At 43.0% G+C, this 15,284-nt stretch carries 9 protein-coding genes; all 9 read right to left on the reverse strand.

Going from position 1 to position 15,284, the window contains the following annotated elements; all coding sequences use genetic code 11:
- Positions 1 to 48 precede the first annotated feature (48 nt).
- Entirely contained in the window at positions 49 to 1,137 is a 1,089-nt protein-coding gene (locus JIG41_RS05785) for an ABC transporter substrate-binding protein (RefSeq protein ID WP_036972048.1), read from the reverse strand.
- Positions 1,138 to 1,176: 39 nt separating this feature from the next.
- A complete protein-coding gene (locus JIG41_RS05790; protein ID WP_199524406.1) occupies positions 1,177 to 2,259 on the reverse strand; it encodes a DUF418 domain-containing protein in 1,083 nt (360 codons plus the stop codon).
- Positions 2,260 to 2,266: 7 nt separating this feature from the next.
- The gene (locus JIG41_RS05795; RefSeq protein WP_036972050.1) at positions 2,267 to 3,481 is read right to left on the reverse strand and encodes an EAL and HDOD domain-containing protein; all 1,215 of its coding nucleotides are present in this window, start codon (positions 3,479 to 3,481) and stop codon (positions 2,267 to 2,269) included.
- A gap of 91 nt (positions 3,482 to 3,572) precedes the next feature.
- A complete protein-coding gene (locus JIG41_RS05800; RefSeq protein WP_065979029.1) occupies positions 3,573 to 5,111 on the reverse strand; it encodes a glycogen synthase in 1,539 nt (512 codons plus the stop codon).
- Between the two features lie 73 nt (positions 5,112 to 5,184).
- The gene (gene glgC, locus JIG41_RS05805) at positions 5,185 to 6,486 is read right to left on the reverse strand and encodes a glucose-1-phosphate adenylyltransferase (protein ID WP_199524407.1); all 1,302 of its coding nucleotides are present in this window, start codon (positions 6,484 to 6,486) and stop codon (positions 5,185 to 5,187) included.
- An 18-nt stretch (positions 6,487 to 6,504) separates the two neighbouring features.
- A complete protein-coding gene (locus tag JIG41_RS05810; RefSeq protein WP_199524408.1) occupies positions 6,505 to 9,027 on the reverse strand; it encodes a glycogen/starch/alpha-glucan phosphorylase in 2,523 nt (840 codons plus the stop codon).
- On the reverse strand, positions 9,020 to 11,077 hold the full coding sequence (gene glgX, locus JIG41_RS05815; protein WP_065979027.1) for a glycogen debranching protein GlgX: 2,058 nt from the start codon (positions 11,075 to 11,077) through the stop codon (positions 9,020 to 9,022). Before glgX ends, JIG41_RS05810 begins: the two co-directional genes overlap by 8 nt.
- On the reverse strand, positions 11,067 to 13,304 hold the full coding sequence (gene glgB, locus JIG41_RS05820; protein ID WP_118844852.1) for a 1,4-alpha-glucan branching protein GlgB: 2,238 nt from the start codon (positions 13,302 to 13,304) through the stop codon (positions 11,067 to 11,069). The genes glgX and glgB overlap by 11 nt, the downstream gene beginning before the upstream one ends.
- Positions 13,305 to 15,281: a 4-alpha-glucanotransferase gene (gene malQ, locus JIG41_RS05825; RefSeq protein WP_199524409.1), complete on the reverse strand. Its 1,977-nt coding sequence runs from the start codon at positions 15,279 to 15,281 to the stop codon at positions 13,305 to 13,307.
- Positions 15,282 to 15,284: the final 3 nt, after the last annotated feature.

The raw sequence follows: 15,284 nt of genomic DNA on the forward strand, positions 1-15,284 counted from the left end.
GAACCCTATAGCACGCTAGGCAGATTAATCTTCGTTTAACGGCTCGCTTTAATGCAGTGCAGGTTTTTCGGTGAGCAACGTCTGCAATGTGTCAAAATCAAACCGATACTCTGCATTGCGAGTATTGCGCAGCAAAAAAGCATCGAATGGAATAACTGACCAGTCCGTGATATCACTAAGCCAATGGTAACTTGTCACATTTTGGTTCGTGATCACGCCTAATTTAAATTTAATTTCATGATGAGTTTGCAAATATGGATGACCATTGTGATGATCGACCAAACTAATTAACGCCCACGCCCCCATCATAAAGTGCCCACCTACACTGGCTGTTAAGCGCCCTTGTTCAATTAACCTTAAGTTGTCATCAAGCCAGTCTATGCCGCCGATAAAATAGCGTTTTCCTGACTTTTCTTTAACTGCATCAAGTGCGCCCAGTGCCATTAAATCCGATGCACACCAAATAACATTCGTTTGTGGGTAACGATGCAATAGACGGCGCACTTTTTCAGTGGCTTCGGTTTTATTCCAATTTGCATAAACAACTTGCTCAAGCTCGACATGTTGGGTTCGTAAATAGTGACTTAAACCATTACTGCGAGTATCTGATTCAGTCCCATAGTGACCGTTAATGGCCACAAATTTGGGTTCTTGTTTTGCTTGTTTAGCATTATCAAACAATGCTTTTCCTAATTGTATACCCGCTTCAAAATTATCGTGATAAACCTCTGCGAGCCAATATTTAAAATGCTCTGAGGGTTTACCAATTTGCTGACGCTCTGCGCCGAGGATGGTTTCTTCTAATGTGATGAACTTTATCTTGTGACTTTCAAGTAAGTTCATTGATTGCTCTGCTCCCCCAGGGTAATTAATCAGTACGACATAGTCGGGAGTGGCGTTGTATTTAAGATAGTGTCTGAGCTCTTCTAGCTGAATATGCCGATTGCCACCACCGTAAATAATATCAAGCCTGACGTTACTGTGTGTTGCCGCAGCTTGCATTACTGCTGTGACTTTTTGCCAAAAAGGCTCCGCTTTTACCGAGGGATTTACAAATAGCACCGAAAATTGCTCTACAGCAAAAAGTGGTAAAGAGCAAAGCAGTATTAAAACACTCAATATAACCCGCATGTTCATTCCAGCACGTTATTTTTTAAAAGTATAGTATACGGGTAATTATCGTGACAGTTTTCGCCACACGGTCTCACACGGACCGTATCGAAACAGTTGAGTATATACTTTGCAAAATACCAGCTGAAAGACAACCACACCCGCAATAAGAAGCCAATAATTAATGCGATCAAAACTCAACACCCACTCAGGGAACATGACTTTAAAACACACTAAAAATATCACGGTTTGCATTAAGTAAAGGGTTAAAGACATACGCCCTGCTTGTTGTAATACTAAACACTTTTCGGGGTTATTCTTAACGTATTTTACGAGTATATGAATATACAACGTTGCCATCGCAAGTGCTGCAAACCAAGAGAAAGGCTCAGCCAATGCGACCATAAGTACATGTGTATTTGGTTCAACCGCTAATCGTAAAACGGTAAAGCCCAGCGCTGCAGGCACAATAAAGTTTAACTGTTCTCTAGTAAGGCCATTTTCGAAGATCTTTTGTTTATACAAATACATCCCAATCAGCATGAGCCCGCCAGCCATCCACAGCGTAATAAGCGGAACAGCTATAATCATGATGATAAACATCAACACATTACTCATAAAGCCCGCTAAATAGGATGAAAATGCTCCATTGTATGCCTCTAAAAAAGCCGCAGAGTCACGCGTAACAGGAAGCAGTTCAGGTTCAATAAATGCCAATAAAAAAGAGGAGAGTGCACCGAGTAGCAGAAATAGCATGCCCATTCTTACTATTTTATCATTCGGCTCATGGCTGAACTTGAGTGCCAACCACCCTGCACATGCATAAATGAATAAAATATCACCAGCCCAAAGTAAAAACCCATGGGCCAACCCTATAAACGCTAATACTTTTAAACGCTTATGCAATGCATCTATGCTTTGCCAGCGCTGTAATTGAATTGTAAGTGCTGCGCCAAACAATAAACAAAAGAGGGTTCGAAACCGGCCATCAATAAAGACTAAGTTAATAATATTTATAAACTTATCCGCCACAGAAGGTGTTGCACTTGTTACATAGCCATACTCAAAAACACCAAAGTAATAGGCATTCATGAACATTAAACCCAGTACCGCAATCCCTCTTAACACATCCATATTAATATTGCGCATATATCACTTATAAATTTTGTCTGCAGCTATCGCTCCAATTTACAGCATTTTCATATATTTTGGGAAGGTCTGCGCTTTCTATTGTTAAAAAAGCGACTGCTTGTTCTAATGCCCACCAGCTTCCAGTTTCGTAGGCTTTAACTGTTTCGAGAATATAATAAAGAATGTTCTTTTCTTGCATTAATGCACTGTGTATTTCATCTGGAAATGGTAAACGTTCAAGCAACTTTTCCATTGGTTGGTCAAGAATAGCATCGAGTAATGAAAACAACCCTGTTAAAAACGCTTCTCCGGTTTGCTGCTTAGCCACACGCTGTGCTATTAGCTCACAAAATCGAGCTCTTACAACACAAAGCCGCGTGAGCTCGGCAGGTTTAGTTTGTGCGCTATGTGCAGTAATAATTAAGCTAACAAACTTTTTCAGTCGTTCATGACCAAGATAAACAAGCGCTTGTTTTAACGAACCTATTTTACTTTTTATAGGGAATACACCACTGTTTATTAAGCGTAAGAGCTTATAAGCTAAAGCAGTATCTAGCGAGAATAACCCCGCTATTTCGCTAATATCGGGGTCTGGACGCATGACTTCAGCATAAATTGATAAAACCAATGCGTAGTTATAATCAATATCACGCTGTTGGATCATGGTTGGTTTGGCAAAGAAATAGCCTTGAAAAAAGTCAAACCCCATTTCGTAGGCTTTTTCAAAATCATCTGCCGTTTCGAGCTTTTCTGCTAATAACTTTATTTTTTTGTGTTTTTTTAATTTTTTAACTACGGGTAGAATTTCTTCAAATGGGGTTTGTTTTACATCAAACTTGATAAGTCGAACAAGCTTTAAAAAGCGGTCCCACTCGGGCTGGTACACGAAGTCATCTAAGGCAAGTTTATAATTGTTATGAAATAACTCACGACAAAACGCATAGTTTTCATCGGTAGGCTCCATCGTTTCTAGCAGCTCGATAACGACATCTTTCGTTGGCAAAAAAGCACATAGATCCAGTTTTAAAGACTCTGGACCTATATTAATTAATGCTTTTTTGCCCGACGTGATATGGCGGGTACCTAAATTGAGCTGATTTTCCATAATGAGACGTGCCGTTGCGGTGCTTTCTGACACGTTTGGAAAACTGTTTTTTTCACTATCGCGAAATAGTAGCTCATAGGCGACAACTTGTTGACGACGATTAAAGACCGCTTGCCTAGCAACAAATACAGCCACTTTACCTACTTTTTATCATTTATATAACACTAAGTAATTAATAGCGGAAATTGACATAAAAGTCACTTAATTGCCATGAATCAGGGTGTTTTTATTGATATAAGTACGATAAATAACCATCTGCGACTGATTGCCACGAGAAACGCGCATTTTTAGCCTGTTCACAAATTCCTTGCCACTTTTTAGGATCTGCATTTTTTAGCGCAAGCGCTTCAGTAAAACCAGTAATAAGTTCGTAACTTTGAGAGGTTAAACTCTCACCATTAAAACTAAATCCCGTTTCAAGGTGCTGCACAGTATCACGAAGTCCACCGACACCATGCACTAGACACGGTTGGCCTGCGCGCATGGCGAGCATTTGACTAATACCACAGGGTTCAAATGAACTGGGCATTAAAAACAGATCGCCTAAATGATACAAATACTCGCCAACAAAATGAGCGTACCCTTTCAAAAATAATAAGTTATCCTGTCGGGCCATGACTGTGGTCATCACTTTTTCAAGTTCAGTATCACCTGAGCCAAGAATAATCATATACCCATCATGTTGCTTTAAACGCTGGCATAATTCATCTAGCACTAATGCTTTATCATACGGCTGACAAAGCAGAAGCACTTTTTGATCTGTTAATCGCCCAACACTCGTCACTAAAGGGCCAGAGAAAGGCTGTGTTTTAAACTTAAGCACACGCTGATGTGCTATATAATGCGCTGAGTCAAGCTCAGACGTTTTTGCCATCCACTGAAAAAGTGCCGACTCAGCGTGCTGATATAAATGAGCAAAACTGACATCGGATAGTTCATCACCTGGATACTCACACCCGTTGAGAATGCCTACAACGCGGCCTTGCTGATATGCAGCTTGTAAATCAAGCTCGAGCCCTTCTCCGCCAAAAAAGCCATTAACAGGATCGCTTGGTTTTAGCACCTCTTGGCAATATGTGGGTGATACTAAATGTATTTTATCAACCAAGTTAATCGCTGTGCGCATTGGGTTGAAACAGTCAGGGTAACGTGGATCGCATAACTTTTGGCCATCATAACCCAAGCTTGGAAACCACGCTTCTAAACTCGAAGTATCCCCTTTAAAAGGACGGATCCCTTGCAGAGCAAGGTTATGTACGGTGTAAGCTAAAAATAAGGTGGAGAAATCGTTATAGCGACTATCTGTTTTAAGTAACAACGCAACACACGCACTATGCCAATCATGTAAATGAATAACATCAGGCTTACAAATGAGTCCTTGTAATAAGGCTTCGCACACAGCGGCATTAAATAAGGCAAATTTACTGGCATCGGTTGCAAATGGGCGACCTGCCTCGTCATTACAATAAACAGCGCCATGGTGACGGCTAAATTCCCAATGAGAAATAACCAGCTGTCTAACCCCTTTCTGAGAGTGAGCAAGTTGCCACACTTCGAGTTGTTGCATGTGTCCGGCAAACGCCACATTGACCACACCTAGGCTATGACGCTCTAAATCGTGAAAACCATAATCGGGGATCACCACATCAACTGTCAGCCCCTTTTCAACAAGGGCTTTAGGACAATCTCTTACGACATCGGCAACACCACCTACTTTTGCATTCGGTAATGCATCATTCTCTGCAGCAACCATCAATACATGCATGCTTTGCCGTACTCCTTTTTACTTCTATTTTTTATGCTGGGGGGGATATTAGAACCTTCCACCCCACCCATATTTAAGCAAGGCGTTTGTTTTCTTGCTCTTGTTGTTTTAACTTTTTTGCCAGTTCATTCAACATATCACGCGTCACTAAGACAATCCCTTTTTTCGAGACTCTAAAACCATTTTCTTTATCAACTTTATGATCATAGCCTATTTCAAGGCCTGCGGGTATCTCGCAGCTACGATCAATAATCGCGCGTTTTATGCGACAATTACGTTGAATTTTAGCCCCTGGTAATATAACTGACTCTTCTATTTGACAATAAGAATGGACATGTACATTAGAGAACAATAGCGATTTTCTCACCAAAGACCCCGAGATAATACACCCGCCAGACACTGTTGAATCGACCGCCATACCTCGTCTGTCATCATTATCAAAAATAAATTTAGCCGGTGGAAGTTGCTCTTGGTAAGTCCAAATAGGCCAGCTAGGGTCGTATAAATCTAGCTGCGGTTCTGGCATAACCAGCTCCATGTTCGCTTCCCAGAACGAATCAAGTGTTCCTACATCACGCCAATAAGGTTGTCCATCATAGCCTGGGTCTCTAAACGGATACGCAAAAACGTTATGCTCTTCAATAATGGCAGGAATGATATCATGACCAAAGTCACGGCCAGAGCCCTCTGTTTCGGCGTCTTTTTTCAGTTGTTCAAATAAAAACTCAGTATTAAAAATATAGTTCCCCATTGAAGCGAGGCACGTGCCAGGTTTGCCGGGGACTGAGGTTGGCGACGCAGGTTTTTCATCAAACCGGCGAACGCGCTTACTTTCATCCACAGTCATGACACCAAAAGTATTCGCGGCCTCTTCACACGGTACCTCGATACAACATACGGTCATGTCTGCACCATTTTCAACATGCTTTGCGAGTAAACCACCGTAATCCATCCGATATACATGGTCGCCCGATAATATCATGACGTATTTTGGCAGCTCATGACGAATAATATCCATATTTTGAAACACAGCATCAGCTGTACCACAATACCATTCATCACCATAACGCTGTGACGCTGGCAAGATTTCAACCGACTCACCCAGCTCTTTCTTAAAGTGACCCCATGCACGATTAACGTGGCGGATCAGTGAATGCGATTTATATTGTGTAGCAATGCCAACACGACGAATGCCCGAGTTAATGCAGTTCGACAGCGGAAAGTCGATGATCCGGTGTTTACCACCAAAATACACCGCCGGTTTAGCTCGCCAATCTGTTAATTCGTGTAAACGTGAACCTCGCCCCCCTGCTAAAATAAGGGCATACGTTTCTCTTGTTAAACTACTTATATATCGATTTGCATAACTTGGCATAACTCTCTCCGTCTTAAGTTAGCTGCTTTTTTTCTGTGTGTGTTGCTGTGCGCTCGTGTCTAAAAGTGGTTCCAAATGCCAAATATCATCGCTGTATTGACCAATGGTTCTGTCGCTTGAAAACATGCCACTGGCAGCAGTATTCAAGATACTCATTCTGGTCCAGTGTGCGCTGTCTAAATAGGCTTGTTCAACTTGCTCTTGCGCTTGAACAAAGCTGGCAAAATCATGGGCTACAAGCCATGGATCGTGCGGACTCTTTATCGCAGCAATAATGTCGTCGAATAAGTTTGGTTCAAATAAATTAAAATGACCGCTTTCTAAGAGTTGCATTACTTTGTATAAGCTTTCGGTCTGATAAATAACTTGCTCCGGATTATAGTGCGCTTTTATATCGTCAACTTGCTCTGCTCGGGCGCCAAACAAGAAGAAATTATCAGCACCTACAGCATCACGGATTTCAATATTTGCACCATCTAATGTCCCTATCGTCAACGCGCCATTCATCATAAACTTCATGTTACCAGTGCCCGATGCTTCTTTACCGGCTGTTGATATTTGCTCAGATAAATCGGTTGCAGGACAAATCGTTTCCATCGCGGTGACGTTGTAATTAGGTAAAAATGCAACCCGTAAGTATGGCTTTGCAAGGGGGTCTTTATTAATGACTTCAGCCACATTATTAATTAACTTAATAATTTTCTTCGCCATGTAATAACCTGGCGCAGCTTTCCCCCCGAGGAGTACACAACGTGGCACACAGTTTTCTGTATCGCCCTGACGAATCCGGTCGTATAAATGAATAATATGCAAAACATTAAGTAATTGGCGCTTGTACTCATGAATGCGTTTAACTTGCACGTCGAACATCATCGTGGCGTCAAACTCAACACCACATCGGCTTTTTACAAGCTCAACAAGACGTTGTTTGTTGGCATATTTAACATCCTGCCACTGTGTATGAAATTCGGTATCGTCGTAATATCGGCGCAATTGGCCAATTTTGCTAAAGTCAGCCACCCATTCATCGCCAATTTTGCTGTTCAGTAACTTAGTCAGTTCTGGATTACAGTGGGCAAGCCACCGACGCGGCGTAACACCATTGGTTTTGTTGTTGAATTTTTCCGGCCATAATTGATAAAAGTCATTAAATAAACCGGCTTTTAATAGTTCAGTATGAAGCGCCGCAACACCATTGACAGAATAACTGCCGACAATCGCAAGGTACGCCATGCGAATTTGTGGCTCTGGGCCCTCTTCAATCAGAGAAAGGGTGCGCTGTTTAGCCACATCTCCCGGCCATGCTTGTGCGACGTCGGCGAGGAAACGGGCATTAATTTCGTAAATTATTTCTAAAATGCGCGGTAATAAGCGCGAAAATAATGACACAGACCATTTTTCTAAGGCTTCTGGTAACAAGGTATGGTTGGTATACGCCATGGTTTTTGTCGTAATGTGCCACGCTTTATCCCAATCAAGTTCATAGTCATCGATTAACACGCGCATTAATTCTGCAACCGCAATACTGGGGTGAGTGTCATTGAGTTGAAAAACATGGTAGTCAGCAAACTCATCAAAGTTTTCACCTGACTTGTTTACCCAAATATCAACCACATCTTGAATACTGGCAGACGATAAAAAATACTGCTGACGTAAACGCAACTCTTTGCCATTTTCGCTACTGTCGTTGGGGTAAAGCACCATGGTGATTTGTTCAGCGAGATTTTTACGCGCCACCGCTTCTGAGTAGCTGCCCGCATTAAACTCACTCAAGTCAAACTCATCGGTTGCCTCTGACTTCCATAACCGTAACGTGTTTACAATATCGTTTTTGTAGCCCGGGATCGGCACATCATATGGCACCGCCAAGACATCTTGGGTATCGAGCCATTGACGATGCACACGCCCTTGCTTGTCGGTGTAACTTTCTACATGACCAAAAAATTTGATTCGCTTAGACTGCTCTGGTGCGCTTAACTCCCATGGGTGGCCTTCGCGTAACCAATTATCGGGCTGTTCAATTTGGTGACCATTTTCTATCGCTTGATTAAACATGCCATATTCATAACGAATGCCATAACCAATAACAGGTAGCGCAAGGCTGGCACAACTATCTAAAAAACACGCAGCTAAGCGACCTAAACCACCATTCCCAAGCCCTGCATCATGTTCAGCTTCGGCAACACTTTCAAGCTCAGTACAATACTGTTGCAATGCCTTTGCTACCTGCTCATCAAGGTCAAGATTTAAAATCGCATTACCCAGTGCACGCCCCATCAAAAACTCCAGCGATAAGTAAGCAGTTTTGCGGCGTTTTTGTTCATGTATTTGCTGTTTTGTGTCACGGCATCGCGCCACGAGCCTGTCGCGAATAGTTAACGCCAGTGCATGGTATAAATACAGTTGTGACTTACCCACTTTGTCACGCCCTAAGGTGTAATAAAAATGGCGTGATAGGTCATCCTCTAAGGTGCTTTTATCAATAATAGGCGCATCTTGCCATCCTTTTACAACACATGCTTGTTCACCTTTTTTAGTCATGACTTAAGTCCTCTGAATCGGCGGTAAAAACCCAGCTGCTCATCGCAGCAATCTGTTGTTCGGTGTCAACATTCGCTGTCGAAACCGAATGAATACTGGTAAGTGCCAAAGACCATTGACCGCTTGATAAGCGCGGTAATTGGCAAGTGATAGGCAAGGAGCCAGCATTTAAAATAATCAGTAAAGCTTGTTTCGTGTGCTTATCAGTCAGGCTATACATTAAAAATTGACGGTCGCTCTGATGCCAGTCATCTTGTTGCATATCGGTGCCTGATTCTGTAAACCACGCAACGGCATAACGAGGGTCACCGTCATGCACAAAGAAAGGGTGCTGAAAAACGCTAAATTGCTTGCGTAATCTAAGCACATCATCAATAAATCGGGTCAATGGATGGTTAAATTGCGATTCTTTCCATGCAAGCCAACTAGTACGATTATTCTGACAATAAGCGTTATTATTACCGCCTTGCGAGTGCGCCATTTCGCTTCCTAAAGAAAGCATAGGCACCCCTTTGGAAAGTAACAAAGTCAGCAGCATATTTTTTTGCTGTTGCAAGCGTAATTTGCTTATAGCTTGGTCGCTGGTATACCCCTCTACACCACAATTAAAGGAATGATTCGCACTGTGTCCATCGCGATTTTGCTCGCCATTCGCTTCATTGTGTTTTTGTTCATAACTCACTAAATCAGCCAAGGTAAATCCATCATGGCTGGTGATAAAGTTAATACTATTAAGGGGTCCACGCAGGTTATGTTCAAACAAATCAAACGAGCCATGTAAACGCTTAGCAAGTTCCCCTATTACACCTTGTTCTTGCTTCCAAAAACGTCTTACGGTGTCGCGGTATTTGTCGTTCCATTCGCGCCAAGGCGCTGGAAATGCCCCGAGCTGATAACCACCTGGGCCTATATCCCAAGGCTCTGCTATTAATTTAACTTTATTTAAAACAGGGTCTTGATTAACAGCTTGCATAAAAGCATGCGCATGATTAAAGCCATTTGGATTGCGCCCAAGTATGGTGGCCAGATCAAAACGAAAACCATCAACCCCCATTACTTCTACCCAATAACGCAGGCTATCAAGCACCAATTGCAAAGCACGTGGTGAATCGATATTAAGCGTATTTCCGCAGCCCGTATCATTTATATAATGCTGTGGCTTATCGGCAACCGTTCGGTAATAACCCAGATTATCTAACCCACGTAGAGATAATAGCGGCCCATCAGTGCCAGCTTCTGCGGTGTGGTTATAGACGACATCTAGAATGACTTCGATATCAGCTTTGTGCAGCTCAGCGACCATCTCTTGAAACTCGCTAATATCATCGTCGACCAAGTAGTCTTTATGTGGGATAAAAAAATTAAGCGTGTTGTAGCCCCAATAATTTTGCAGCCCTTTAGCCGTTAAAAATTGCTCACTAATAAACGCATGAATAGGTAAAAGTTCTAAACACGTGATACCTAAAGTCCGCAAGTGTTCAATAAAACGAGGGTGGCTTAAGCCTAAAAATTTGCCTTGCAACGCTTTCGGTATATCAGGGTGGCGACAGGTCGCGCCTTTTACATGACACTCATAAATGACGGTTTTTCCCCAACTGTGCTGTGGCTTAGTGCCCTTGTAAAGCGCAAGCTCTCTAACGCGTGATTTAGGCATATCTATCGCGTTGTTCACAGTGCTTAATGTGCCAACCGGCATCTGCCCGTAGTGGCGCTCGCTCCACGTAAACTCGCCATAAATGTCGCGTGCATAAGGGTCGAGCAATAACTTATGAGGATTAAAAAATAACCCTTTTTGAGGTGCATAGTCACCATCAGCTCGAAAGCCATACAACGCACCGGCTTTTAAAGGACTAACACGTAATGTCCACACTCCCCCTTCATTCATTCGCATGGGCAGTGTGAGAATTTCTGAATGACCGCTGCTGTCAAATAAGCATAAAGATAGGCTGTGTGCCTGGGGTGCATAGACGGCAAAGTTAACCCCATCCCCCTGCACCGAGGCGCCTAACGGCATCGTTACCCCTGTTTCAAGTGCAACACTATGACTCATCGCTCACCTTCTTAAGGTACACAGTTGCAAGGCCTGGTAATGACACGACCACGCTCTGTGTAAACCCATGATTGAGCATATTTTGAGTTAAAATAATCTGTTCAGGATCGCTTGTTACCTCAACCCCTGAGCCAAAAAATTCGGGTTTGTCTGTATTCAAGATCACTTGATAACGCCCTGCTTTTGGCACCCCGATAACGTAATCATGGTAAACCTGTGGGGTTAAGTTGCTCACAACCACAACAAAATCATCAGCTTGTTTTGCATAACGAATAAAGCTAAAAATGCTTTGTGCTGAGTTGTTGCTATCGAGCCACGCAAACCCCGCGGGGCTAGTATCTTGCTCGTAAAGTGCGGGTGTATTGCAATACACTTTATTGAGCGCTTTTATTGTTTCTTGAACACCACGATGACTCGTGTGCTCCAGTAAATGCCAGTCAAGAGATTGATCATGATTCCATTCTCGACGCTGGGCAAACTCAGCTCCCATGAATAACAACTTTTTACCTGGGTGAGCCCACATAAAGGCGTAGTAAGCGCGTAAATTTGCAAATTTCTGCCAGTCATCACCCGGCATTTTTTCAATTAAGGAACCTTTGCCGTGCACTACTTCATCATGGCTTAATGGCAAGACATAATTTTCGCTGTAGGCATACACCATCGAAAATGTCATTTCATGATGATGATGAGCACGATACAAAGGATCGCGTTGCATGTAGTGCAAACTGTCGTTCATCCACCCCATGTTCCACTTATAGCCAAATCCTAAGCCATCATGCTCAACGTGTCTGGTTACGCCTGGCCATGCTGTCGATTCCTCAGCAACCATCATTATGCCGGGGTTATTAGCATAGCAGCGCAAATTAACTTGCTTTAGACATTCTATTGCTCCGAGGTTTTCGCGCCCACCATATTGGTTCGCAACCCACTGCCCTTCTTCACGGCTATAATCGAGGTAAAGCATGGATGCCACGGCATCAACCCGTAAGCCATCAATGCCAAACTCGTGTAACCAATACATGGCATTGGCTATTAAAAAGCTGCGCACTTCAGCACGGTCGTAGTTATAAATGTATGTATTCCAGTCTGGGTGGAATCCTTGCCGTATATCGGCGTGTTCATATAAGTGCGAGCCGTCAAAGCGATGTAAGCCATGGGGATCACTTGGAAAGTGCCCTGGGACCCAATCAAGAATAATCCCTAAGTTAGCCTCATGGCATTGTTGTACAAAGTAAACAAAGTCGTCAAAACTACCGTAACGACTTGTCACAGCAAATAAACCAACAGGCTGATAGCCCCACGAACCATCAAACGGGTATTCACTAATTGGCATTAACTGTAAGTGAGTAAACCCGAGTGCTTTGGTATAGGGAATCAAATTATCAGCTAATTCACGCCACGTTAGATACCGGCTACTATCATCTCTGCGCTGCCAAGAGCCCGCATGTACTTCGTAAATACTAATAGGCGATTCAATACTGTTACGCTTTGCACGATTTTTAAGGGCGTGCTCATCAAGTTTTACGGTTGCTTTGCTAGCGTGTAAAACCGATGCTGTACCCGGTGCTTGCTGCATTTTAAATGCAAACGGGTCGGCTTTATCGAGCACTTCACCCATTAGAGTAGTTATTGCAAATTTATAGCACTGATCTTCTTTAAGCCCTGCAATAAATAACTCCCATACGCCACTTGCTGGGTGAAAACGCATAAAGTGACGCTGGCGTTGCCAAAAGTTAAATTCACCAATAACCGATACGCTGCTAGCATTTGGCGCCCATACGGTAAAGCGCACGCCCTCTACACCTTGCTGTGTAGTAAAATGCGCGCCAAAATGGCGATAAGCATGCTCTAAACTGCCCTCATTAAACAAATACATTGCTTGTTCATCGAGCGTGCTCGCAAAACTATATTCATCGTAGTGTCTGTGGCTCGCTTTGTCGGCGTAACTCACATCTAACTGGTACTCAGGGACTGATGTGCAATCAATCGTTGCTACAAATAAATCACTTTCCCCTTGCCTTTGAGCTGCAATCTGCTGCGACCCCATAACAACAGATACCATAGTGGCACCCGGTAAAAAACAGCGCACTTCATAACGGCTATCATTAATTTTATGCGGTCCTAAGAAACTAAAAGGATCTTTAAAACAACCTGCTGACAACGCCTCGATTTGCGACTGATAAATCAGTGGTTGTGCACTTTGCTCTTGACGAACACGACTTCGCATTTATTGATTCCTTATAGAAATTAAACTGGCTAAAAATGACTGCTGCGAATGCATAATTTGCTGCGTCGGGCGCGACAATAAGCGCCGCCAGTTGGGGTATTCTTTATCCGTTCCGGGAATATTCACCGGTAAAATTTGCTGATCTAAATCATCTATCTGAATGGTAAACAATCGAGCGGGTGCTGCCGCAAGGCAACATGCTAATGCTTGGTATACTACAGAGGCCTCTGTATCTAAGGTCAGCTGCTGAGAAGTTTCGCGCATGATGAAATTAAGCATACGTTGCTTTTCAATCTTTCTGGCTTCGAGCAAGGCGTTGCTTTGCGCTTCATCAACTAAGCTATACTGTTGTTTAACAGTTATATCGTGCCCTGTCCACCAGCCATTAAAGGGGGGGACATCATGATTTGCAATCATCAGTAAGCTATGTGAAGCAAAATGTTCACTGGCTAAAAACTCACCATTGTGATCTTTTTCAAAGTAAAATAAGCCATTAGAATATATAGCACTGCTTTTCAATGCATCACGCACTTCGGTGGGCACAACCCCTAAATCTTCGCCTATAACGACGCATTGATTAAGGTGTGACTCTATTTTTAAAATAGCTAACAAATGCTCAAAAGGGTAATAAACATAGCAACCATCCTGTTGGCCTTGATTATCAAAACACCACCAGAGCCTGCGAATAGCCATAACATGGTCTATTCGCAACCCACCCACATCTTCCATATTGGCGCGAATAAGCGATCGATAAAACGCAAAATTATCTTTACTTAATTTTTGCGGGTTGAGTGCAGGTAAGCCCCAGTTTTGTCCTTGTTCAGCCCATGGGTCTGGCGGTGCGCCAACATTTGCACCATGAGAAAATAGCTCATCTTGGCTACGGTATTCACTGCCGTCACCCGCACACCCCACCGCTAAATCGTTGATGAGACCAATATCCATACCACATTCATTCGCTATTTGCTGGCATAGGTTAAGCTGTAAATGCGCTTGCCATTGCAAGTAGCTTGCGTATTCATTATCACCCACCACCAGCGTTGCTAAACTGTGTTTGTGAGTTAGGCAAAATGCTTCGAATTGCGCTTTACGCTCAACCGATGCTGTCTCACGAAAGTGATGATACAAACAGCTAAATAATTGGTATTTAAAATCACTGACACTTGTGTAATCAATGTATGTATCGGTGCCTTGCGGTTTTTCATTAAGCAGCTTTTCAAGTGCCAAATTATCTTTAGCGTCTTCGCATAATGACAATGCAATATAAAGCGGATTTAATAACGCACGACTATTAGGGCTATACGGACTGGCACGCTCAGGGCTGTGTTCGAACAATAAATGCAATGGATTTAATAAAATATAATCCATACCATTGGCCGCAGCTTCGCGCATTAGCGACGCTAAATCTGCAAAATCGCCAATACCTAAACCGTGCGCGTTAAATAGGCTATATAGCTGTATCGACACACCCAAGCGCTTTTTATCATCCACTGTAAAGCACTGTTTTGGCATGATCCACAGCTCAGAATGTGCTTCTTGATCAGCCACTGTAATCACAGCATCATGATAGCCTATGGGCATGTCGGGTAAGGGAAGCGCTACTTCAAGGTAACGAATATCATTAAAACGGTAATCACCTGTCACGCTCAATTCGTGCAAGTTCTCTCGACTAACAACAATATCGAGCGATGGCAGGCGTAACTCACAGCCGCGTGATAAAAGACGCTCATCAACTCGCACTCGTAAAAAGGGCTCATCTGACTCAATAAGGCTAACGTTAGGTAATAACGTTAACCACGTTCCTGCATCCAGGGCAAAGTTGAGCTGGTTAATGGTGTCTGTATCAGTGCAATCGATACCACAACAACTGAGTGCACTGCGGCGCGTACTTTCATCAAAAACGACGTGCTCGCCAGTGTACTTTGTATATTCGTAACCGATACCATGCAGATAAAATAACTGCGCAAGTGACTGCATTAA

Source organism: Pseudoalteromonas sp. bablab_jr011 (assembly GCF_016464045.1).
Taxonomy (GTDB): Bacteria; Pseudomonadota; Gammaproteobacteria; order Enterobacterales; family Alteromonadaceae; genus Pseudoalteromonas; species Pseudoalteromonas lipolytica.